General features: G+C 61.0%; 20 protein-coding genes and 2 pseudogenes. 11 read left to right on the top strand and 11 right to left on the bottom strand.

Annotated features, from left to right (window positions below):
• The first annotated feature begins 3 nt into the window (after window positions 1-3).
• The 7 genes from A7J50_RS03510 (at window position 4) to pgeF (ending at window position 6,979) form a co-directional block, all read left to right on the top strand.
• The gene (locus A7J50_RS03510; RefSeq protein ID WP_064450569.1) at window positions 4-426 is read left to right on the top strand and encodes a hypothetical protein; all 423 of its coding nucleotides are present in this window, start codon (window positions 4-6) and stop codon (window positions 424-426) included.
• Window positions 419-1,783 carry a phage terminase large subunit gene (locus A7J50_RS03505; RefSeq protein ID WP_082895820.1) on the top strand — a complete coding sequence of 455 codons (1,365 nt, stop codon included), beginning with the start codon at window positions 419-421 and terminating at the stop codon, window positions 1,781-1,783. The genes A7J50_RS03510 and A7J50_RS03505 overlap by 8 nt, the downstream gene beginning before the upstream one ends.
• 286 nt (window positions 1,784-2,069) lie before the next feature.
• The gene (locus A7J50_RS03500) at window positions 2,070-2,636 is read left to right on the top strand and encodes a GNAT family N-acetyltransferase (RefSeq protein WP_064450568.1); all 567 of its coding nucleotides are present in this window, start codon (window positions 2,070-2,072) and stop codon (window positions 2,634-2,636) included.
• A complete protein-coding gene (locus A7J50_RS03495; protein WP_064450567.1) occupies window positions 2,633-3,466 on the top strand; it encodes a DMT family transporter in 834 nt (277 codons plus the stop codon). The genes A7J50_RS03500 and A7J50_RS03495 overlap by 4 nt, the downstream gene beginning before the upstream one ends.
• A 119-nt stretch (window positions 3,467-3,585) precedes the next feature.
• On the top strand, window positions 3,586-4,365 hold the full coding sequence (locus A7J50_RS03490; protein WP_064450566.1) for a PhzF family phenazine biosynthesis protein: 780 nt from the start codon (window positions 3,586-3,588) through the stop codon (window positions 4,363-4,365).
• A 36-nt stretch (window positions 4,366-4,401) separates the two neighbouring features.
• Window positions 4,402-6,231 carry a gamma-glutamyltransferase gene (ggt, locus tag A7J50_RS03485; RefSeq protein WP_064450565.1) on the top strand — a complete coding sequence of 610 codons (1,830 nt, stop codon included), beginning with the start codon at window positions 4,402-4,404 and terminating at the stop codon, window positions 6,229-6,231.
• Between the two features lie 25 nt (window positions 6,232-6,256).
• Window positions 6,257-6,979: a peptidoglycan editing factor PgeF gene (gene pgeF, locus A7J50_RS03480; protein WP_064450564.1), complete on the top strand. Its 723-nt coding sequence runs from the start codon at window positions 6,257-6,259 to the stop codon at window positions 6,977-6,979.
• Between the two features lie 67 nt (window positions 6,980-7,046).
• Here pgeF and ddlA read toward each other — a convergent pair whose 3' ends face one another.
• Genes ddlA through A7J50_RS03460 form a run of 4 tightly spaced genes read right to left on the bottom strand, consistent with a single transcriptional unit; the run spans window position 7,047 to window position 9,644 of the window.
• A complete protein-coding gene (ddlA, locus tag A7J50_RS03475; RefSeq protein ID WP_064450563.1) occupies window positions 7,047-8,141 on the bottom strand; it encodes a D-alanine--D-alanine ligase in 1,095 nt (364 codons plus the stop codon).
• 44 nt (window positions 8,142-8,185) lie between these two features.
• Entirely contained in the window at window positions 8,186-8,824 is a 639-nt protein-coding gene (locus tag A7J50_RS03470; protein ID WP_064450562.1) for a LysE family transporter, read from the bottom strand.
• A gap of 24 nt (window positions 8,825-8,848) precedes the next feature.
• On the bottom strand, window positions 8,849-9,073 hold the full coding sequence (locus A7J50_RS03465; RefSeq protein WP_064450561.1) for a helix-turn-helix domain-containing protein: 225 nt from the start codon (window positions 9,071-9,073) through the stop codon (window positions 8,849-8,851).
• A gap of 7 nt (window positions 9,074-9,080) precedes the next feature.
• Window positions 9,081-9,644, bottom strand: coding sequence for a DUF2975 domain-containing protein (locus A7J50_RS03460; protein WP_064450560.1), 564 nt, complete (start codon window positions 9,642-9,644; stop codon window positions 9,081-9,083).
• A 205-nt stretch (window positions 9,645-9,849) separates the two neighbouring features.
• Between A7J50_RS03460 and A7J50_RS03455 the strand changes: the two genes are divergently transcribed.
• Window positions 9,850-10,659, top strand: coding sequence for an AraC family transcriptional regulator (locus A7J50_RS03455; protein WP_064450559.1), 810 nt, complete (start codon window positions 9,850-9,852; stop codon window positions 10,657-10,659).
• A gap of 126 nt (window positions 10,660-10,785) precedes the next feature.
• Here the strand turns inward: A7J50_RS03455 and A7J50_RS03450 are convergent, their stop codons facing one another.
• From A7J50_RS03450 to A7J50_RS03440, 4 genes and pseudogenes are all read right to left on the bottom strand, one after another.
• Entirely contained in the window at window positions 10,786-11,361 is a 576-nt protein-coding gene (locus A7J50_RS03450) for a flavin reductase family protein (RefSeq protein ID WP_064450558.1), read from the bottom strand.
• 60 nt (window positions 11,362-11,421) lie between these two features.
• Window positions 11,422-11,853 (bottom strand): annotated as a pseudogene (locus A7J50_RS32205) (methyl-accepting chemotaxis protein); the annotation flags it as partial.
• Between the two features lie 108 nt (window positions 11,854-11,961).
• Window positions 11,962-12,648, bottom strand: a pseudogene (locus A7J50_RS32200) (PAS domain-containing protein); the annotation flags it as partial.
• Between the two features lie 194 nt (window positions 12,649-12,842).
• Window positions 12,843-13,175, bottom strand: a complete 333-nt coding sequence (locus A7J50_RS03440) for a DUF2790 domain-containing protein (protein WP_064450556.1) — start codon at window positions 13,173-13,175, stop codon at window positions 12,843-12,845.
• Window positions 13,176-13,401: 226 nt separating this feature from the next.
• Here A7J50_RS03440 and A7J50_RS03435 point away from each other — a divergent pair, with 226 nt between their 5' ends.
• The 3 genes from A7J50_RS03435 (at window position 13,402) to A7J50_RS03425 (ending at window position 17,172) form a co-directional block, all read left to right on the top strand.
• Window positions 13,402-14,721 (top strand): OprD family porin, encoded by a 1,320-nt coding sequence (locus tag A7J50_RS03435; protein WP_064450555.1) that lies wholly within the window; start codon window positions 13,402-13,404, stop codon window positions 14,719-14,721.
• Window positions 14,722-15,064: 343 nt separating this feature from the next.
• The gene (locus A7J50_RS03430) at window positions 15,065-15,739 is read left to right on the top strand and encodes a response regulator transcription factor PcoR (RefSeq protein ID WP_053254221.1); all 675 of its coding nucleotides are present in this window, start codon (window positions 15,065-15,067) and stop codon (window positions 15,737-15,739) included.
• Window positions 15,736-17,172, top strand: a complete 1,437-nt coding sequence (locus A7J50_RS03425) for a heavy metal sensor histidine kinase (protein WP_064450554.1) — start codon at window positions 15,736-15,738, stop codon at window positions 17,170-17,172. The genes A7J50_RS03430 and A7J50_RS03425 overlap by 4 nt, the downstream gene beginning before the upstream one ends.
• On the opposite strand, the gene A7J50_RS03420 is transcribed toward A7J50_RS03425, so the two are convergent.
• Genes A7J50_RS03420 through A7J50_RS03410 form a run of 3 tightly spaced genes read right to left on the bottom strand, consistent with a single transcriptional unit; the run spans window position 17,087 to window position 22,606 of the window.
• Complete coding sequence (locus A7J50_RS03420) at window positions 17,087-20,242, bottom strand: CusA/CzcA family heavy metal efflux RND transporter (protein WP_064450553.1); 3,156 nt, start codon at window positions 20,240-20,242, stop codon at window positions 17,087-17,089. The two genes, A7J50_RS03425 and A7J50_RS03420, sit on opposite strands and share 86 nt — an antisense overlap.
• Window positions 20,243-20,260: 18 nt before the next feature.
• The gene (locus A7J50_RS03415; protein ID WP_064450552.1) at window positions 20,261-21,367 is read right to left on the bottom strand and encodes an efflux RND transporter periplasmic adaptor subunit; all 1,107 of its coding nucleotides are present in this window, start codon (window positions 21,365-21,367) and stop codon (window positions 20,261-20,263) included.
• Window positions 21,368-21,385: 18 nt separating this feature from the next.
• Complete coding sequence (locus tag A7J50_RS03410; protein WP_064450551.1) at window positions 21,386-22,606, bottom strand: TolC family protein; 1,221 nt, start codon at window positions 22,604-22,606, stop codon at window positions 21,386-21,388.
• Window positions 22,607-22,631 lie beyond the last annotated feature (25 nt).

Raw genomic sequence — 22,631 nt, 5'->3', positions numbered from 1 at the left:
TTTATGACCCAGAAGAACAGAAACCCGGCAACCGGATCGCGCAAGAAGCCGCCGGCTGATGCAGCCGAAAAGCTGCTGGCAATGGCCGCTGATGGCGTGAACAAAAAAGGGTTGGCCTATGGATTGGGCACCACCGTCGAGCTGCTGAATGTGTGGCTCGATCAGTACCCAGAACTGCAACAGGCCATCGACCAAGGGCGCGAACGCGAGCACAAAGCGCTACACAACGCCCTGTACAAAGCCGCAGTGGATGGTGGCAACGTCACCGCCGCGATATTCCTGCTCAAAGCCCGCCACGGGTATCGCGAAGGCGACCAGGGCGACCAAGCCAACCGAGTGTCGATCAACTTCCAGTTGCCCGGTGCAATGCGCCTGGAGGACTTCACAAAGGATGTGACCCCGCGCAAGGAGACTCACGATGATTGAATTAAACAACTTCCAACAACGCCTGATGGCTACGCCTGAGGAACTGGACGTTTTCATGGGTGGCGGTCGTGGTGGTGGCAAGTCCTACGGCCTCGCCCTGGTGTGCCTTCGTCATGTCGAGCAGTACGGCGAGAAGGCACGAGTTCTGTACCTGCGCCGCACTTACAAGGGCCTGGCCGACTTTGAGTTGATCTGCCGGGAAGTGTTCGGGATGGTCTACGGATCTGCCGCGCGCTACAACTCTGCCGAGCACGTTTGGCGCTTTCCGAATGGCGGATACCTGGAGCTTGGCCAGCTCGAAACACAAGCCGATTACACGAAGTACCAGGGCCGATCGTTCACGCTTCTGATTGTCGATGAGGCTGGCCAGTACCCAACCCCTGAGCTGTTGGATTTGATGCGTTCCAACCTGCGCGGGCCGAGGGATATGCCTATCAGGATGATCGTTGCCGCAAACCCTGGTGGGCCTGGTCATTACTGGTTGGCCAAGCGTTACGTGTTCACCACCGCGCCGTGGAAACCGTTCTTGGAACCCAAGAGCAAACGGCAGTGGGTCTATGCGCCCTCGACCTACGAATCTAACCACTTCATCGACACAGACCAGTACAGCGACCAACTTGAATCGGCGTGCCCGGATGACCCTGAGTTGTTGCGTGCGTGGAAGACAGGTGACTGGGCAGTTAACCGCGGTGCCTACTTCGCGTCGGTGCTCGATGAGCAGCGTAATGCCGTTGACCCCTGGAATGAGATCCCTGATGACTGGTCAACCTGGCTCGCTCACGACTTCGGATCGAGCGCGCCCTCGGCAACCTACATCGTTGCAGAGGCACCTGGTGGCCTTGGCCCTGATGGCAAGTATTACGCTCGCGGTAGCCTGGTGCTGGTGGATGAGTTGGTGACGTGCAAACGGGATAGCCCGAACGCTGGGTTGAACTGGACAGTGCCCGTGCTGGCGGAAGAAATCGTGAAGATGTGCAAGCACTGGGATGTGAAGCCGTGGGGTGTCGCTGATGACGCGATATTTGCAAAGGGCGGTCACGCTGCAGGATCTATTGCAGATGAGTTCAGCCGTGCCGGTGTGAGCTTCACAGCAGCCAAGAAGGCCGACCGCATTACCGGGTGGAACATCATGCGCCGATTGCTCGCCGATGCGGGTAAGCCGGATAAGCCAGGTCTGTACATCAGCAGGCATTGTTCGTACCTGTGGGAGACTCTGCCAACGCTTGCCAGGGATCAGAAGCGGGTTGAGGACGTGGACAGCACAGGGCCAGACCACGGAGCCGATGCAGTGCGTTATGGCTGCTTGAGGCGGACTGCTTGCGTGGGGGGAGTGATCAAGATAAGGGGGATGTACTGACAGATTGAGTGGGTCGAAATCGCGCTTACACGATCAACTCAACCACAAAAAAGGGGGTGATTAAATTGTGATCAATCAGGGACAGCAGGTAGCACCGTGTATCCCTGTGTGTATCCCTTGATTTTTTACATACGATCAAACCCTTTAATATCAGCAACTTACACACCCAGTTCAATTGACTGTGTACCACCAAGTACTAAAAACGGCTTACCGAAAGGTAGGCCGTTTTTTTATGCCTCCAGAAAAGCCCTGAGGCATACTCGCCCCAACCCCAAGGAGGCGATACGTGAACCCTCAATTCCCCACCCGCGGCATCAGCACCGAACGGCTGTTGCTGCAAGCGGCCCACCCCTCCCACGCGGGCACCCTGCGCGCGCACCTTGTGGCCAACCGCGCGTTCCTCCAACCCTGGGAACCCTCGCGCGACGACGAGTATTTCGAACTGGCTGCGATCAGCCAACGCCTGGCAACCATGACCGAGAAAACCGCCAGCGGCGAAGCCTTGCACCTGCTGATACTGCGCGAGGGGCACATCATCGGCAGCTGTAACTTCACCACCATCGTGCGTGGCGCATTCGAAGCGTGCCATCTGGGTTATGCACTCGACGAGTCGGCTCAGGGCCAGGGGTTGATGCACGAAGCACTGAACGCCGCGATTGCCTATGTGTTCGACGAGATGAAGCTTCATCGCATCATGGCCAACTACCGGCCGGAGAATGAGCGCAGTGCGCGCTTGCTCAAACGGCTGGGGTTCGAGCGCGAGGGTGCAGCGCGGGCCTATCTCAAGATTAACGGCGAGTGGGCGGACCACGTCTTGACGTCGCTGATCAACAGCGCAAACCGCGACACATGAGCCTCACCGTCTTCGCGATCATCCTGCTGGGTGCCGCACTTCATGCCACCTGGAACGCTGTGGTCAAAGGCGGCGTCGACACGCTGTTGACCACCTGCATGATCGCCGCCGTCGCCTCGTTGATCGCGTTGGCGGCCGTCCCGTTTCTGGTGCTGCCGGCGAAAGAGAGCTGGCCGTACCTCGGCGTATCGGTGCTGTTCCAGGTGCTGTATTTCGTGCTGGTCGCCTCAACGTACCGCATTGCCGATATGAGCCAGACCTATCCGATCATGCGCGGCAGCGCGCCGCTGCTGGTGGCGACGGTAAGTGTGTTTGCGCTGTCTGAACCGCTGTCGACGTTCGCCTGGTTTGGGATCGCAGTGATCTCACTCGGCATCTTGAGCATGGCCGCCGCGCCTTCGGCAGGGCATAGAAAAGGCTTGGTCCTGGCACTGATCAACGCCGGTGTGATTGCCGGTTACACCCTGATTGATGGTTTGGGCGTGCGCACGTCCGGCGCGCCGGCGGCTTACACCCTGTGGATTTTCCTGCTGACCGGCATCCCGCTTGCCACGTGGGCGTTAGTGACGCGGCGTGCCGTGTTTTGTGATTACGTCGCGCGTCATTGGCGGCTTGGCATCGTTGGGGGCGCAGGCACTGTGGCGTCATACGGCCTGGCCCTGTGGGCAATGACGCAGGCACCGATCGCCAGTGTTTCGGCACTTAGGGAAACGTCGATCCTGTTCGGCGTGGTGATTTCAGCGTGGGTGCTCAAAGAGCCTCTCACGCGAGTTCGCATCGTTGCCGCGTGCATCATTGCCGCCGGGGCGATGGTGTTGCGCCTGGGTTGAGCGCGGCTCGTCGCTGCGCAGCTCAGACTCATGCGCTCAAAAAAAGGCGCCATCTGTACTTTGACGCTCCCGCGACCCCACTGCTAGTGTCCAGCCTCCCCTCACATGGAGCGCCTGCGATGAAATTGGACATCTACCAAGTCGATGCTTTCAGCCAACAGGCCTTTGGCGGTAACCCGGCGGCCGTCTGCCCGCTCACCGAGTGGCTGCCCACCGAGCAATTGCACAACATCGCCGCGGAGAACAACCTCTCGGAAACAGCGTTTTTCGTGCCGCGTGGCGAGGTCTATGAGTTGCGCTGGTTTACACCGGAAGTTGAAGTCGACCTGTGCGGCCATGCCACGCTGGCAGCAGCGTGGGTGTTGATTCACCAGTTGCCGGGCGCACCTGAAGTGTTGCGCTTTGCCACCCGCAGCGGCGAGCTTCGCGTGACGCGCAATGGCGATGAGTTGGCAATGGACTTCCCGGCCAAACAACCCCAGCGCTGCGAACCACCAGCCGGCATGTTGAGCGCATTGGGGCTCGAGCACGCTGAGGCATTTGCCACCGATGACTACATCGTTCTGGTCGACGACGAAGCCCAGGTCGCCGCCCTGACGCCGGACTTCGCACGCCTCAAGGGCCTGCCCAAACGGGGGATTGCGGTAACGGCCAAAAGCACGCGCTTTGATTTCATTTCCCGCTGGTTTGGCCCCAACGTGGGTGTCAACGAAGACCCGGTGACCGGGTCTGCCCACACCTCGTTGGCACCGTTCTGGAGCGAGCGTTTGGGCCAGTCGCGATTGACCGCCGAACAGGGTGGCAACCGCCGTGGGCAACTGCGTTGTGAGCTCAAAGGCGACCGGGTGATTATCTCCGGCCACGCAGCGCTCTACCTGCAAGGCACGATTTACCTGTAAAAAGCACTTTCCCAAGGACAACAGATCATTCTCAAAATGAACGGAGTTCAACGCGTGTTTTCGATTTCCCGCCGTCAACTGTCGATGATTGCCGCAGCCCTCACCCTGGCTGGCTGTCACACCCCTGTCAATGAACAGCCGCCGGCACCGGAATTGGGTTCGGGTTATCGCACCGACCTCACCACCCGCCACGCCGAGCGCCATATGGCCGCCGCCGCCAACCCACTGGCGGCCGAAGCCGGGCGCGAGATGTTGCGCCAGGGCGGGTCGGCGATTGACGCGGCGATTGCGATGCAGGCTGTGTTGACCCTGGTGGAACCGCAGTCATCCGGCATCGGCGGCGGCGCGTTCATCATGCTCTGGGACGGGAAAACCGTGCACGCGTATGACGGCCGCGAAACGGCACCGGCCGGTGCAACTGAGCGCTTGTTCCTGAAGGCCGACGGCACGCCGATGGCGTTTCCCGATGCGCAGATTGGCGGGCGCTCGGTCGGTACACCCGGGGTCTTGCGTGCCCTGGAGATGGCACACAAGAAGACCGGGCACTTGCAATGGGCCAAGCTGTTTGAACCCGCGATTCGTCTGTCGGAGCACGGCTTCGCGATTTCTCCACGCTTGCACGCGTTGATCGCCGCCGACCGTTTCATCCCGCAATCACCCGACATGGCGGCCTATTTTCTGAATGCCGATGGCACGCCCAAAGCCACCGGCACGCTGCTGAAGAACCCGGCGCTGGCCGCCGTGTTCAAACGCATCGCCAAAGAAGGACCGGACGCGCTGTACCACGGGCCGATTGCCGACGAGATCGCGCGCAAGGTTCAGGGCAACCGCAATGCGGGCAGCCTGTCGCAAGCGGACCTCAAGGCTTACATCGCCAAGGAACGCACGCCGCTGTGCACCGACTACAAGCAATACCAGGTGTGCGGCATGCCACCGCCGTCGTCAGGCGGAATTGCGGTGGCGCAGATCCTCGGCACGTTGCAGGCCGTGGAAGCCCGCGACCCGCGCCTGGCCATCGCACCGATGAAACCGGTCAAGAGTGCCTCGCCTGCCGGCCTTGAGCCCACGCCCGAAGCCGTGCACCTGATCGCCGAGGCCGGCCGCCTGGCCTTCGCCGACCGTGGGCTGTACGTGGCCGACGCCGACTTCGTACCGGTGCCGGTCGCCGGCCTAGTCGCTCCCGACTACCTGGCCAAACGCGCCGCGCTGATCGGCGCACGCAGCATGGGCATCGCCACACCGGGCCAGCCTGCGGGCATCCAGGTGGCGTACGCGCCGGACCGCTCGCCACTGCGCATCTCCACTTCGCAAGTGGTCGCGGTGGATGACCAGGGCGGCGCCGTGTCGATGACCACCACGGTAGAAGCGGCGTTCGGCTCCCATGTGATGGTCCAGGGCTTTTTGCTGAACAACCAGATGACCGACTTCTCGTTCATCCCCGAAGAAAACGGCCAACCGGTGGCCAACCGCGTCGAGCCCGGCAAGCGCCCACGCTCGGCCATGGCGCCAACGCTGGTGTTCGACCGCAAGAGCGGCGAGTTGCTGGCCACGGTGGGCTCACCGGGTGGTTCGCAGATCATCGAGTACGTGAGCAAATCCCTGGTGGCGATGCTCGACTGGAACCTCGACCCGCAAGCCGCCATCAGCCTGCCCAACTTCGGCAGCCGCAACGGCGCGACAGAACTGGAGCAAGGTCTGTTCAGCCCGGCGTTGAAACAGGCACTCAAGGACAAGGGCCATGCGCTGAGCGAGATCGATATGACCAGCGGCATCCAGGCCATCGTTCTCACGCGGGATGCCCACGGCAAGGTGTCGCTGAGCGGCGGGGCAGACCCTCGGCGTGAAGGCGAAGCGGTCGGCGACTGAGTATTTATCCAAGGGAGCGCGCGCGGTGCAGCAGGCAGATAATCTCGACGCCATCCCCGGCGTCGAACACGGCTTTTGTTCGATCAATGATCCACTGCGCCCGGATGACGTGTTCATCTGCAAGCAGGTACACAGTGCGTCGGTGATTGAATGGCAGGCGGATCAGGTGGCCAATACGATCGAGGCGGATGGCGTGTTCACACGCGAGCATCAGCCGATCGCAGTGATTACCGCTGATTGCCTGCCCATTCTGATCACTGCAAAAAGCGCTGCCATGGTGGCGGCGGTGCATGGCGGCTGGAAGGGGTTGCAGGGCGGGATCATCGCCAACGCCGTGCAGCAATTTGCCGCTCAAGGGATTGCGGTGGACCAGTTGCAGGTGGCTATCGGGCCATCGATCAAACCGTGCTGCTATGAAGTGAGCGAGGGATTTATTGCGCAGTTTCAGGCGGAGCAGGGTCACTTGTGGCATGCCGGTCAGGCACCGTGGCGCTTCGAGCAACCGGCGCCGTTGCTGGCACCGGAGATTGCACCGCCCTACGCGAGGCAAGCGGGAAGTGCCTGGTTTGACTTGAGCGGCTATGGGGTGATGCTGTTGCACGCGGCGGGGGTGCAGCGTGAACAGATCGACGTCAGTGAGGTGTGCACTTATTGCACATCCCCCACCTTCGCCAGCTACCGCCGAAGAACTCATCACCCGCAAGAGGCGAAGACCTTGATCTATTCGTGGATCGTTCGTAGCCCCTGAAGAACACGCGACTCTTGTGGCGAGGCAAGCCCGCTCGCCACACGGGACCGCGTCAGGCCTTGAACACTCAGCGGCTGATCTTCAAGCCCTTACGCCCCGCGTGCCGCTCCAGCGCCAGCTCAATCAACCGGCTCACCAAGTCGCTGTAACTCATCCCCGCCGCCTGCCACAGCTTGGGGTACATGCTGATGCGGGTGAAGCCGGGCAGCGAGTTGATTTCGTTGATCAGCACTTCACCGTCGCCAGTGAGAAACACATCGACCCGCGCCAACCCGGCGCAGCCCAATACCTCAAACGCTTCGATGGCCAGGTGGCGAATGCGCTCGCTGGCTTCAGGGCTGATATCGGCCGGCACCACCACTTGGGCGGCCTGGCCGTCGATGTATTTGCTGTCGTAGGAATAAAACCCGTTGCTCACCACGATCTCGCCGCAGCCGCTGGCGACAGGGCTGTCATTGCCCAGCACGGCGCATTCGATTTCGCGACCCTGGACGGCGGACTCCACCAGCACTTTTTCATCAAAACCCAGGGCCAGTTCGACGGCGGCGTGGTACTCAGCTTCGTTGCCGACTTTACTCACACCCACCGAGGAACCCTGGTTGGCGGGTTTGACGAACATCGGCAAGCCGAGGGTGCTCACGGCCGTATCAAAGGACGTGCGCGCCGCGTTGCGACGGGTCAGGGTGATGAACGGGGTGACGGCAATGCCGGCATCGCGCAGCAGGCGCTTGCTGATGTCCTTGTCCATGCACACCGCCGAACCGAGCACGTCGGAGCCCACAAACGGCAGGTCGGCCATGCGCAGCAGGCCTTGCAGGCAGCCGTCTTCGCCAAGGGTGCCGTGGACGATGGGGAAGATCACGTCGATGTGTTCCAGCAAACCCTGACCGGACGTTTCCACCACTTGCTGACTGGCCTTGCCTGGCACCACCGCCAGTTCACGATTGGATTGGTTCAGGGCGATCAAGGCCGGGTTTTCCTGGTTGATCAGGAAGTTTGAGGTGTCGTTGAGGTGCCAGTGGCCGGCCTTGTCGATGCCGATCAGGATGGGTTCGAAACGCGAGCGGTCCAGTGCATCGACGATATTGCGCGCCGATTGCAGCGAGACCTCGTGCTCGGCCGAACGGCCACCAAAAATAATACCTACCCGCACCTTGCTCATGACTCGGCCTCACTGTTGAAAGTAAGGCTTCTTACCATGAGCCGTCAGCGATTCGCTACCAGATGTGCGCCGAACAGCACATAGCAACCACCGGCAAACCGGTCGAGCCACTTGCGCGAACGGCCATAGACGTTGGCCATCCGTTCACTGGAAAACACCAGGGCCACGCTTGTGTACCAGCTGAATGACAACGTGGCCATGGTGATTACCGCCAGGGCCAACAATGTGGGGGACGGTGAAGGCGGCATAGTCGAGGCGAAGGCGGTGGTGACGAACAACGCGGCCTTGGGGTTGGACAAGTTGCCCAGCAAGCCGAAGCGCCAGGCGGAAAACAGCGAGCGCCGGGGTTCGGCAGGCAATAGCGTCTGGCTCATCGAGGGCGCCGAACGCTTGAACAGTTTCAGCCCCAGGTAAATCAGGTAGCAGCCGCCGATGAGCTTGAACGCCAGATAGAGCATGGGCGCGGCGGTGAACAGCGACTTGATGCCCAAGCCGCCCGCCAGCCCCCATATCACCGTCCCCGTCGCCACCCCGGCCGACGCCACCACGCCATGCCGACGCGAGCAACTTGCCGCCAGTTGGGCGGTGTTGAAAAAGTTGGGCCCCGGCGTCACCACCGCGACCGTCCAAAGCAGCCCCAGCGCCAATAACGGCGCGGCATACGGCAAGTCGAAGAACTGCATTGGACGATCCCTCTTGGCAAGTGGTTAAGCCTGTTCGGCCGCCGGCTCCGGTGTGTGCACCAACAGGTCGCCGGGCTGACAGTCCAGATAGGCGCAGATTGCATCCAGCGTACCCAGCCGTATGCCCTTGACCTTGCCTTGTTTGAGCAACGACAGGTTCTGTTCGGTAATCCCGATAGCGGCTGCCAGGTCTTTGGATTTGACCTTGCGCCGGGCAAGCATAACGTCCAGTTCAATCACAATGGGCATGTCAATCTCAAACAAAAGTGCGGTTTTCAGAATCCACTTCACTGGCCTGCCACAGGATACGCGCGATTACCGCGATACAGGCAGCGAGAAACAAGGCGACGAAGCTTGGCGCGGTGACACTTAACGTGATAAACCGCTGGCCGACCGGCTCATTCATCGTGACCCAGACACTGAGCAACGGCTCGCATAAAAAGTCCAGCAGCACCCACACCGCAACCGCCCGCCCCACCTTGCCCAAATGCTGCGCCGCCGCACGGGAGAAATACTCGCCACGGGCGTAGTTCTGGAACAATAGACGAAGATGGTTCAAGCCCCCGCCAAGGGCCAGCAACGGAATGCTGGAAAGCACAATAGCGCCCAGGATTTGCCACCAGGGCAGCAGCGCTACTTGCGCGCTGCGTGCCTGGATCAGGCGGTCACTCAAGGCAAAGCCAAACCCCAGGCCATCGGCAGAAGAACTCAGTACCGGGAACAGCCATACGCAGGTATTGAGCACCAGCATGACGACAATCAGCAAAAGGGTAAGCAGCGACATGCGCTGACTGAGCTGGGCCAGACGTTGGGTATTCATAAGCAACCTCAATGGGTGAAGGAGGACGCAAAAATAATAGATAAATTATCGTAAAACAATCATTTTTTAACGAATAGCAGTGTATTAACTGAAAAACACACTGTACCGGCGCTACCGCCAGCACGCACAATCGTTCAAGACCCCGCCAGACAACCCACGCCAGACTGGGTTAACGTGTTTCCACCTCAATTTGTGACAAACCACCATGGGCCAACCCACCTCCGCACTCGACTGGCTGCACCGCGCCCCGCACGCCAGCGGCCTGGATCGTATCGAGGCGTACTTTGCCGGCTTCGCGTTCGACCCGCATCGCCATGACACCTACGCCATCGGGCGCACGTTGTTTGGCGTGCAAAGCTTTCATTACCGCGGCTGCATGACCCACAGCCTGCCCGGTACGACCATGGTGATTCACCCCGACGAAACCCATGACGGCCGCGCCAGCAGTGTGGAAGGCTTCAAGTACCGCATGATTTATGTGGAGCCGGCGCTGATCCAGCAGATCCTGGGCGGCCGGCCGCTACCGTTTATCCACAACGGCCTGTCGACTGACCCGAGGCTGTTCCGCGCCAGCGAGGTGTTGCTGCAAAGCCTGGACTGCCCGATTGACCCGATGCAGGAACAGGACGCGCTGTACGACCTGGCCCAGGCGCTGAGCGCTGCGTCGGGCGTGATCGTCAGCCGTAAATCCTTCGATTACGTGGCCGCCGAGCGTGCCCGGGAATTTATCCACAGCGCCTTGGGCCGCAGCATCACCCTGGATGAGATGGCCGACCATTGCGGCCGTGACCGCTGGGCATTGTCGCGCGATTTTCGGTTGTTGTTCGGCACCAGTCCCTACCGCTACCTGACCATGCGGCGTTTGGACTTGGTGCGTAGCCTGCTGGCCCAAGGCCAAGCGCTGGTCGATGCAGCACTGACCGCCGGGTTCACCGACCAGAGCCATATGACGCGGCAATTTCGCAGCACCTACGGCATGCCACCGTCGCGATGGGTGAAGATGCTCGGGCGCTGACTGGCTGAGGGGAAATGCAATAAAAAATGTGGGAGCGCGCAAGCTCCCTCCCACACTTGATCCAGGTTGTTTCCAATATCGGCCCTACCGTGCGCAATGTGCGCAGCCGCCGCAGAGAGGCCAGGCTTACAGCTGGCGCCCGACAACCGGCTCGCCGATGCTCAGGAAATTCCCGCCCGCGATATGGTGCAAGGTGCGCAACGCGTCATGCCCTTCGAAGTGCCAGTGCCCTTCGCTGAATACGCGTTCGTCGGCATACGCCGCGAGCACTTCGCCGAGGAATAAATCGTAGGTCTGCTGGTTGTGAGGCTCGGGCAACAGGCGACATTCCAACCACGCCACGCAGCCCTCCAGCAACGGCGCGTCGGTGTGTTCACCGTGGAAGGTTTGCAGACCGTAAGCGGCGAATTTGTCCGTGTCGGCGCCCGTGGTGTTGCCGACCGTCTGCACCAGATCGGCCTGCGCCACGCAGGGCACCTGGAGCACGAAGGTGCCGGCGCCTTCCAGCAATTGCCGGGTCCAGGTGGCCTTGTCCAGCACCACCGCGACTTTCGGCGGTTCAAAGTCCAGGGGCATGGCCCAGGCAGCGGCCATGATATTGCGTCGGCCGTCGTGGGCTGCGCTCACCAATACGGTCGGCCCGTGATTGAGCAAGCGATAGGCCTTGGACAGCGGAACGGGGCGACAGTGAGTAGGGCTCATGGAGGGTCGGCTCTTCAAGCAAGAAAAAACCTACGATACCTCAAGCACAAGCCCGACGGGTCAGCTCGACAGCTGATTGGCGAACTGCCCGACTGCGCTCACCACTTTTTGCGCACCGTCCTGGATTTCCACAATCACCGTGCCGGCCTCAGCCGCCAGCGCCAAGCCTTGCTCGGCCTGCAGACGCCCCTCGGTCATCAGGGACACCGCATCGCGAGCCATGTCCTGGTTCTGACGCACCACACCGACGATTTCCTCGGTGGCCTTGCTGGTGCGCGACGCCAATTGGCGCACCTCATCGGCAACCACTGCAAAACCACGGCCCTGCTCACCCGCGCGCGCCGCTTCGATGGCCGCATTGAGCGCCAGCAGGTTGGTCTGTTCGGCAATGCCGCTGATGGTCTTGACGATGCTGCCGATCACTTGCGACTGGGCATTGAGCGCCTCAATGCCATCACCGGCCTGCTGCATGTGCTTGGCCAAATCACGCATCACGTCCACCGCCTGCGTCACCACAGTGGTGCCTCGTTGGGCACTGTTGTCGGTTTGCAACGAGGTGCTGTAGGCAATGTTGGCGGCCTCGGCCACCGCCTGTTCCTGGCTGACCTGGTCGGTAATTACCGTGGCGAATTTGACCACCTTGTACAGGCGATCATTGGCATCCAGCACCGGGTTATAAGTGGCTTCCAGCCAGACCACGCGGCCATGGCTGTCGACCCGCTTGAAACGCGCGGCGACAAACTCACCGGCATTCAAACGCTTCCAGAAGTTCTGGTACTCGGCGCTGTTGTATTCCTGCGGCTCGCAGAACATCCGGTGATGTTTGCCCTGAATCTGCGCCAGGCTGTAACCCATGCCGCTGAGGAACCGGTCATTCGCCGTCAGCACATGCCCGCCGAGGTCGAACTCGATGACCGCCGTAGAACGCACCAGCGCGGTGATAAGGTTTTCATGCTCGCGCGAGGCCTCGATGGTGCGGGTGAGGTCGCTTGAGTAAATCGAAAAATGCTTGATGCGCCCATCCGAGCTGCGCACGGGTTGCAGGATCGAGCGCAACCACGCTTCCTTGCCATTGCCGCGCATCAGCCGCACGGTACCCGCGAAGTGTTCGCCGCGCACCAGGGCATTCTTGAAACGCAGCTGGAATTCGTCCTGACGCACGTGTGCCGGCACCAGATCATCAATGTGGCGCCCCAGGATATTGGTGGCCTGGTACGCCAGTTCCTGCAGGAAGTTGGCATTTGCCCACTCCACCCGGCCTTCAGCGTCCAGCGTCAGGCACAGCATTTCACTTTCCAGGCTCTCCTTGACCTGTTGCAAGCTCGACAACTCTTCACGAAGAGCCGACAGCTCCTGCTTCAAACGGGTGTTGAACATGAGGCACCGATGATATTTGAGGAGATGAATCTGACCTGCATCGGCGCTGCCGGGATTTTCTGAAGCGCTTTTTAGCCCCTCGCCCAACTGTTTTTCTGGCTCTGTTAACCACCGTTATTTCGGCAGACGCCCATCACTTGATATTCAAGGGTATTGAGCTTGCCGCTGGAGTCTTCATAGGTCATGCGCGACGGCACCGGGTTGCACGAACGGATCGGCGGCGTGACGTTGACCACCTTGGCAATGTCCAGCGCCATGCCATAGCGGTAGGCCTGTACCTCGGGTGCCGGCTGCCCCTTTTTTTCGGCGTAAGCCGCCATGGCTTTCTCATTGCGTTCCATCATCAGGGCAAAGGTGCGATCACCGCCGCCTTCGGCCAATGCACCCAATGACAGGATTGCAGTAAATACACCCAGGCCAATTTTATAAAAGTTCATGACAGGTTCCTCGTCTAAGAAGTTCAGTGACGAGCGTAATGAAGTAACCCTGACGGAATGTTCACCAAACCATTACTTATTTGTTAGGTGGCCGTGAGTTTCCAGAATTGTAATGTTCACGCCATGAAGTCGTTATCCGCTGTTTGCAACTATCAGCCCGGGCCAGATCAATAAAAACGCCCACTTCTATAAGAAGCTGAACACTGCCAACACCGAGGAGCGAACCATGAGCATTGCTTACTACACCCTTCCCTTTTCATTGCTGGCCGCACTGCCCCTGGCAGCCGTGGCCGTGGAGGACAAGCCCGAAGGTTTTATCGAAGGCAGCAGCGTGAACGTGCTGGCGCGCAATTTTTACTTCAACCGCGACGACCGCAAGGGCCAGTCCAGCCCCACGGGCAACGGCTATTCCGAAGCCTGGGCGCAGGGCTTGATCGGCAAGTTCGAATCCGGCTTTACCCAAGGCACCGTGGGGTTTGGCCTGGATGCGTTTGCCATGTACGGCCTGAAACTCGACTCCGGCACCGGCCGCAGCGGCGGCAAGGGTTCGTTCGGCATGCTGCCGGTGGACAGCAATAACCACCCCGAAAGCGGCTACAGCAAATTCGGCGGCGCCGCGAAATTGCGCGTGCTGGACACGGTCTTCAAGGCCGGCGACGTATTCCCCGCCACGCCGGTGGTGGCCGCCGGCGACTCACGCCTGTTGCCGCAAAGCTTTCGCGGTGTCACCGCGCAGAACACCAGCCTTGAAGGCCTGAGCCTGCAAGGTGGGCGCCTGAGCGGCATGAGCCAGCCAAGCGAAAGCGGCATGAACAAAGGCTTTGCGACTTTCTATGCGGGCAAGGTCGACTCACCCTGGATCGGTTATTTCGGCGGCGACTACACCGTCAATAAACACCTGAGTGTCAGCCTGTACAGCAGCCGCTTGAAGGACGCCTGGGATCAGTATTACGTCGGCAGTGCCGCCACGTACCCGCTGACCGACGACGTCTCCTTGTTCGGCGACGTCAACTATTACAAGGCCGTGGACGAAGGCAAAAAACTGCTGGGTGAATTCGATAACAACATCTGGAGCGCCAGGCTCGGGGTCAAGGTCGGCGCCCACAGCCTGGCCGTGTCGCACCAGCGCAATAATGGCGACGACGACTTCGATTACCTGCGCCAATCGGACTCGATCTTCCTCAACAACTCTATCCAGTACAACGACTTCAACTCGCCCAAGGAGCGCTCGTGGATGGTGCGTTACGACCTCGACATGCAGACGTTCGGCATTCCCGGCCTGTCGTTCATGACCCGCTACGGCAAAGGCACCGGCGCCGATTACAGCAACGCCAACGCGGTGTACATGCGCCGCGATGCGGCAGGCGATCCGCTGACGGATCAACGTCGCTGGGAGCGGGACGTCGAGGCCAAGTACGTGGTGCAGAGTGGCAGCCTGAAGGATTTGTCATTGCGTTTGCGCCAGGCCACCGTGCGCTCCAGCGCTTTCGAATCAGACCTGGAGGAAATTCGCTTGATTGCCGAATACCCACTAGTGGCACTTTGACCATTGCTTACATTCGTTCGCCATTAACTAACATCTGCTCACAAATTGATAACTATCAAAACTGTAACATTGGGTTCAGCTTCCCGTTAAGTTGAACTTCCTATACTCGCTTCAACTTAGTTGCACCGAGCACATTCATCTCTGAAGCTTTTGTGTAGCTCCTTTGGAAAGAGATGAATTTTTAACGCCCCTCAGGGGCGTTTTTTTTGCCCGCAAGCTAAGTCGCGACCAATGGTCGCAGTTGACCCTGAAGCTACTTCAGACTTCAGAATTTCCCTACTCTCAAAACACCTGATTCCATAGGGAAATGGACCTCTTCTCTTTCAGTAAAAGGTAAATTTCTATGCGTATCCTTGTGGTTGAGGACGAGCAAAAAACCGCTGACTATTTGCAGCAAGGCCTGAGTGAAAGTGGCTATGTGGTCGACTGCGCGTCCAATGGCATCGACGGCCTGCACCTGGCCGGGCAGCACGCGTATGAGTTGGTCATTCTTGACGTCAACCTGCCGGGCAAGGATGGCTGGGAAGTGCTGGAGCAATTGCGCCGCAACGGCACGCAACGGGTAATGATGCTGACCGCGCGTGGCCGGCTGGCCGACAAGATCAAGGGCCTGGACATGGGCGCCGATGATTACCTGGTCAAACCCTTCGAGTTTCCCGAATTGCTCGCACGGGTCCGCACCCTGCTGCGACGCAGCGAGCATATCCCTCAACCGGAAGTATTCAGCGTGCAGGACCTGGAGCTGGACCCACGCCGCCATCGCGCGTATCGCGGCTCCCGACGGATCGACCTGACCACCAAAGAGTTCGCCCTGCTGCAGGTATTGATGCGCCAAACCGGCGAAGTGCTGACCCGCACGCAAATCATTTCCCTGGTGTGGGACATGAATTTCGACTGCGACACCAACGTCGTGGAAGTCTCCATCAGCCGCCTGCGGGCCAAGGTGGATGACCAGAGCGAGGTCAAGCTGATCCACACCATTCGCGGCGTGGGTTATGTGCTGGAGGCGCGCGGATGAAAACCGGCAGTTTGTCGATGCGCCTGGGCCTGACGGTCAGTGTGATGGGCGCAGGCCTGGTGTTGTTGCTGGCAACCCTGGCGTACCTGGCCCTGACCCACGAATTGGAAAAGCTGGCGCGCAAGGGCCTGGAAAGCAAGATGGAACAGATCCAGCACAGCGTCGCCCAGGGCATGGACGTGAACACCATCCGCGCCCGCCCGCATTCACTGATGGACTTGGTGATTGGCCATGACAACTTCTACCTGACCATCGTCGGCACCGCACCCGACGAAAGCGTGCTGCTGAGCACCGGGGCCAAGCCTCAGACGCCTTTGCTCACAGACTTCACCCCACGGGAAACCCTCGGTTACCTCAACTGGACCGACAGTGTCGGCAACCAAGTGCTCAGCGCTTCCAGCCTGATGCGCCTGGCCAGCGGCGAACGTGTACGCGTGCTGCTGTCCCTGGACCGCACCGACGATCAAGCGCTGCTCAGTGCTTACCTGCGCGCCACGGTGATCGCCTTGCCCATGCTGCTGCTCTTGATCGGCATGGGCGCCTGGTGGCTGGTGCAGCGCGGGCTGGCGCCGTTGAAACAGTTCAGCCATGTGGCGGCCAAAGTCACCACTCAGGACCTCACGCATCGTCTTTCCGTCGACAACCTGCCCCAGGAGCTGGGCGAGTTGGCGCAAGGCTTTAATGTGATGCTCAATCGCCTGGACGCTGGGGTACAGCAACTGTCGCAATTCTCCGATGACCTCGCCCACGAATTGCGCGCGCCCCTGACCAACCTGATGGGCAAAGCCCAGTTGACGCTGTCGCGCCAGCGGCCGCCTGACGAATACAAAGCCGTGCTGGAATCCAACACCGAAGAGCTGGAGCGCCTGGCGCGTATCGTCAGCGACATGCTGTTTCTGGCCCAGGTCAGCCACCCGGCGGCGCGGGCTTCGTTCGCGGCGGTGTCGCTGGCGGCTGAAACGGCTCGGGTGATGGACTTGTTCGCCCTCAGTGCCGAAGACAAACAACTGACCCTGACCCTCAGCGGCGATGCTCACGTGCACGGCGATCGCCTGATGATCCAGCGCGCCCTGTCGAACCTGCTGTCCAATGCCATCCGCCACAGCCCTGCGGGCTCGCATATTTCGCTGCTGGTGGAGGCCTACGGGAACACGGCGTCGGTGTCGGTCAGCAACCCCGGCCCCGGCATCGAAGCGCACCACCTGCCGCACCTGTTCGAACGCTTCTACCGTGTCGACAGCAGCCGCGCTCGCACCGAGGGTGGCACCGGCCTGGGCCTGGCCATCGTGCGGTCGATCATGACCCTGCACCAGGGTCAGGCCGACGTGCGCAGCCTGCCCGGTGGTTTCACACTGTTTCGCCTGGTGTTTCCTCTTCCTTGCGGTGCGCCCACTGATAAAGCGCCGGCAGCACCAGCAAGGTCAGCAGCGTAGAAGAGATAATCCCGCCAATCACCACCGTCGCCAACGGGCGCTGCACTTCGGCGCCGGTGCCGGTGGCCAGGGCCATCGGGATAAACCCCAGGGACGCCACCAGCGCGGTCATTAATACCGGACGCAAACGGGTCAGCGCCCCTTCGTTGACCGCCACCGATAACGCGCGCCCTTCCTCACGCAGGTTGCGGATGAAGGCAATCATCACCAGCCCGTTAAGCACCGCGACACCGGACAAGGCGATAAAGCCCACGCCCGCCGAAATCGACAGCGGAATATCGCGCAGCCACAGCGCCATGATCCCACCCGTCAACGCGAACGGAATCCCGGTGAACACCAACAGGCCGTCCTTGAGGTTGTTGAACATCATGAACAACAGCCCGAACACCAGCAGCAATGCCACCGGCACCACGATGCGCAAACGCTCGGACGCTTCCTTCAACTGTTCGAACTGGCCGCCCCAGGTGGTCCAGTAACCGGCGGGGACTTTCACCTGAGTGCTGATGGCCGCCTCGGCCTCTTCGACAAACGAGCCGATATCCCGCCCGCGCACGTTGGCGCTGACGATCACCAGGCGCTTGCCGTTCTCGCGACTGATCTGGTTGGGGCCGAGCACCAGGTCCAGGCTCGCGACCTGGGACAAGGCAATAAAGCCCAACTGCCCAGCCGCACTGCCGGCCAGCGCCGGCACCGGAATCAGCAGCCGTGACAGCCCGTCGATATCGGTGCGTAACGCGTCGGACAAACGCACGACCATGTCAAAGCGGCGATCACCTTCGTACAACGTGCCGGCCTGACGCCCGCCCACGGCAACCGCAATGGTGTCCTGCACATCGCCCACATTCAGGCCGAAACGTGCGGCCTTGTCGCGGTCGATATTGATGGTCAGCACCGGCAAGCCGGAAGTCTGTTCGACCTTGACTTCCGAGGCGCCCTCCAGCTTTTGCAGGGTCTCGGCGATTTCCCCGGCGGTTTTGTTGAGCACCGCCATGTCGTCACCAAACACCTTCACTGCCACATCACTGCGCACCCCGGAAATCAGCTCGTTGAAGCGCAGCTGGATCGGTTGCGACAGTTCATACGCACTGCCCGGCACAATCGCACTGGCGCGCTGGATGTCGGCAATCAGTGTCTCGCGGGACTTGTTTGGATCGGGCCACTGCGCCTTCGGTTTAAGCATCACGTAGCTGTCGGAAATATTCGGCGGCATCGGGTCAGAGGCGATTTCCGCAGTGCCGGTGCGCGCAAAGACCCGCTCGATTTCCGGTACCTGGGCCTTCAATGTTTTCTCAAGCTGCTGCTGCATCTGCACCGATTGCGTCAGGCTGGTGCCCGGCACGCGCAGGGCCTGTTGGGCGAAGTCGCCTTCACTGAGGCTGGGGATGAATTCACTGCCCATGCGGCTAGCCACCGCCCCAGAGGCGACAATGGTCAACACCGCCAAGCCAAATACCCACGGGCGGCGCGCCATCACCCAATCCAGCACCGGCGCATAGACCCGACGCGCCGTGCGCATCACCAGGTTTTCTTCTTCCTTGACCTTGCCGGTGACGAACAGCGCAATCGCGGCCGGCACGAACGTCACCGACAGAATCATCGCGCCCAGCAGCGCGATCACTACGGTGAAGGCCATAGGGTGGAACATCTTCCCGGCCACGCCAGTGAGGGCGAAGATCGGCAGGTAAACCACCATGATGATCAGTTGCCCGAAGATCAGCGCCCGCCGCGCCTCTTTGGCCGCCGCGAACACTTCATGCAGCCGCTCACTGCGGGTCAACAAACGGCCGTGGCGCTGTTGCGCATGCGCCAGGCGGCGGATGGCGTTCTCGACAATCACCACCGCGCCGTCGACGATAATGCCGAAGTCCAGTGCGCCAAGACTCATCAGGTTGGCGCTGACTTTGTTGGTAAACATCCCGGTAAAGGTGAACAACATTGCCAGGGGAATCACCATCGCGGTGATCAACGCCGCGCGGATGTTGCCCAGGAACAGGAACAGCACCGCAACCACCAGCAGCGCACCTTCGAAGAGGTTTTTCTTCACGGTGGCGATGGCTTTTTCCACCAGGTTGGTGCGGTCGTAAACGGTGACGGCGACCACGCCGGCGGGCAGCGAGCGGTTGATCTCTTCGAGTTTTTTCGCCACCGCCTGGGACACAGTGCGGCTGTTTTCGCCGATCAACATGAATACCGTGCCCAGCACCACTTCACGGCCGTTTTCGGTGGCGGCGCCGGTACGCAGCTCACGGCCGATTTCGACCTGCGCCACATTGCGCACGCGGATCGGCGTGCCATCGGAAGTGGTGATCACGATATTGGCGATGTCATCAATCGACGCCACTTGCCCCGGTGCGCGGATCAGCAGCTGTTCGCCGCTGCGCTCGATGTAACCGGCGCCGACGTTGGCGTTGTTGCGCTCAAGCGCCGTAACCAAATCGGTCAACGTCAGGTTGTAGGCCGCGAGGCGCTTGGGGTCCGGGGCAATCTGGTATTCCTTGGCAAAGCCGCCGATGGTGTTGATCTCGGCCACTCCGGGCACGTTGCGCAGTTGCGGCTTGATGATCCAGTCCTGGATCACGCGCAGGTCGGTCGGCGTGTAGGGCGTGCCATCCTCTTTGAGTGCGCCGTCCTCGGCCTCGACGGTCCACAGGAAAATTTCCCCGAGACCGGTGGAAATCGGCCCCATGGCGGTTTCGATGCCGGTGGGCAATTGTCCACGGGCGACCTGCAGGCGCTCATTGACCAATTGGCGGGCGAAGAACAGGTCGGTACCGTCTTTGAAAATCACCGTCACCTGGGACAAACCGGAGCGCGACAGCGACCGCGTCTGCTGCAGACCCGGCAACCCGGCCATGGCGGTTTCGATGGGAAAGGTAATGCGCTGTTCGGTTTCCAGCGGCGAAAACCCGGCCGCCGCCGAGTTGATCTGCACCTGCACATTGGTGATGTCGGGTACGGCGTCGATGGGCAATTTCTGATAGCTGGCGATGCCGACACCGGCCATCAACAACACGGCCAGCAGCACGATGATGCGCTGCTCGATGGCAAATTGGATAAGGCGCTCAAACATGGGGAATCACTCGCAGGATCAATGGGCGTGCTCGGCCGAGCCTTTACCCAGTTCGGACTTGAGGATGAAGCTGCCGACAGTCGCCACCTGCGCCCCGGCGTCGAGACCCTGGCGCACTTCGACGTAGCCGTTTTCACTCACGCCCAGCTCAAGGTGGCGGGTGATAAAACCGTCCGGCGTGCGCACGAACACCGAGGGTTTGTCCTCGATGGTCTGGATCGCGGTTTGAGGCACGGTGACCTTGGCCTGGTAGGTGTCAGTGGCCAATTGCACGGTGACAAACAGCCCGGGGCGCCAGGCGTCGTCGGGGTTGGGCACGTTCACGCGCACGGTGGCGGTACGCGTCTGCTCACCGAGCAAGTTGCCGACGTAGGCCACGGTGCCGAGCACGTCGGTGCCCATTTCCGTAGAACTGACTTTCACCGGTTTACCGACGCGCACCTTGTTCAAGTCCTTGGGAAATACACCGAAGGTGACCCATACCTGGGACAGGTCCGAAAGGGTGAACGCGTTGCTGGTTTCGCTCACGACCTCGCCGACTCCCAGGTGCTTTTCCACCACCATGCCGGCGAAGGGCGCACGCAGTTCATAGCGATTACCGCCGACCAGGACTGCGCTGCCGCTGAGGGCGGTCATTTTCTGGCGGGCGTTGTTCAGGGCGATTTCCGCTTCCTGCAAGGCCTGGCGCGCCAGCAGGTAATCCTGCTCGGCGGAGATTTGGTCCTGCCACAATTGGCGCTCGCGCTGGAAGGTGGTGCGCGCCAGTTCGACCCGCCGCTCACTGGCTGCCAGCTCACTGCGCTGGTCGGAAATTTGCTGGCTGGCGATCACCGCCAACAGCTCGCCCTTCTTAACCGACTGGCCGAGGTTGACCTTCACAGCCTCCACCACACCGGCCGCGCGCGGGACGATGTGCGAGGTGCGATCCTCATCAAAACGCACTTCTCCCGGCAGTGTCAGCAGGGTGCTGATGGCGCGTGGCTGGGCCTGGGCGAGTTGAATACCGGCGGCCTGGATCTGCTGCTCAGTGAGTTCGAGTGTGCCCTCCTCTTCTTCGGCGTTTGCAAAACCAGACAGCATCAGGCCCAGGGCGACGGCCAGCGCCACACCGTGTTTATGCTTCATAAAAGACTCCAGAAAAAATCAAAACCGGGCGAGGTCGCCGTAAATCCGTTCGATGCGTACCCAGGCGTCGGTGGCCTGGGCGGTCGCCGTGAGGTACTGGGTGCGCGCGGCGATCAAGGTGCGCTGGGCGTCGAGCACGTCGAGGAAGTTGAACTTGCCCATCTCGAAACCCCGGGTGGCGCTGTCCACCGCGCTTTGGGCGGCGGGCAGGATCTGTTGGTTGAAGGCGCGCACTTCGGTAATCGCGGTTTGCCACAGGTCCAGGGCCTGGCGGGTTTCGGTGCGCAGGCGCAACTCAGTGGCATTGCGCAAGTCACGGGCCTGATCGGCGCGGCGGCTGGCGGCGAGCACGTTGCCCTGGTTGCGGTTGAACAGCGGGATCGGCATCGACACGCCCACCAGGTTCACCCGCTCGCGCACGCTGGCGTCGTACTGGCTGCCGATCGACACGTCGAGGTCGGGAATCCGCTGGGCTTTTTCCAGGCCGACGCTGGCTTCGCTTTGCTGGATTTGCAGTTCAGCCAGGCGCAGCTCCGTGGTTTGCTCAAGACGCGCGAGCAACGGTGTGGAGGCCGGTAATGGCGGAGCGGATTGGCGTTGTGTGGCGACCGCCTGGAAATCAGGCGCGGCGCTGCCGGTAATGGCCGCAAGGCGGCGATAGGCGTCGCTCAGGCCGATCTGCGCCCGGTTCAGTTCCAGGCGGATCTCCGAGACCTGCACCTGCGCGCGCGTGGCTTCGACCGGCGACGACTTGCCGGCCGTGACGCGGCCGTTGGCGACCACCAGCCCGCGCTCGGCCAGGGCCATAGAGCGTTGCGCCAGGTCGAGGCGCTCCTGGGCACGCAGGGCGCCGTAATAGCTGTCGATCACATCGGCGCGCAGGCCGTTGCGACGCTGCTCCAGGGTCAGTGCGGCAGCGTCCTGGGCCCGAGTGGCCAGGTCAATCCGCGCACCGCGTTTGCCGCCCAGTTCCAGGGTCTGGCTGAGTTTGACGGTGGTGGTGCGCGTACTGCGGCGGGTGTCTTCAGCATCCCAGGAGGCCACCGGGTTGGGGATCAAGCCTGCCTGCTGGCGACCGCCCTGGGCGATGTCGATTTCCCACTGCGCGGCAGCCAGGTCAGGGTTGTTGGCAAACGCGGTTTGCAGGGCTCTATCAAGCGTGAGGGTTTGCGCCTGGACAGCACTGGCCGCCACCCACAACGCAGTCGCCCCCAACAGTGTTTTAACGGAAATTGCCATAACGAAAGTTCCACGCCCATGAAGT

This window comes from Pseudomonas antarctica (assembly GCF_001647715.1).
In the GTDB taxonomy this organism is placed as follows: Bacteria; Pseudomonadota; Gammaproteobacteria; order Pseudomonadales; family Pseudomonadaceae; genus Aquipseudomonas; species Aquipseudomonas antarctica_A.
Note: the sequence above shows the minus strand (reverse complement) of the source record. Positions and strands in the feature narration are given on the sequence as shown.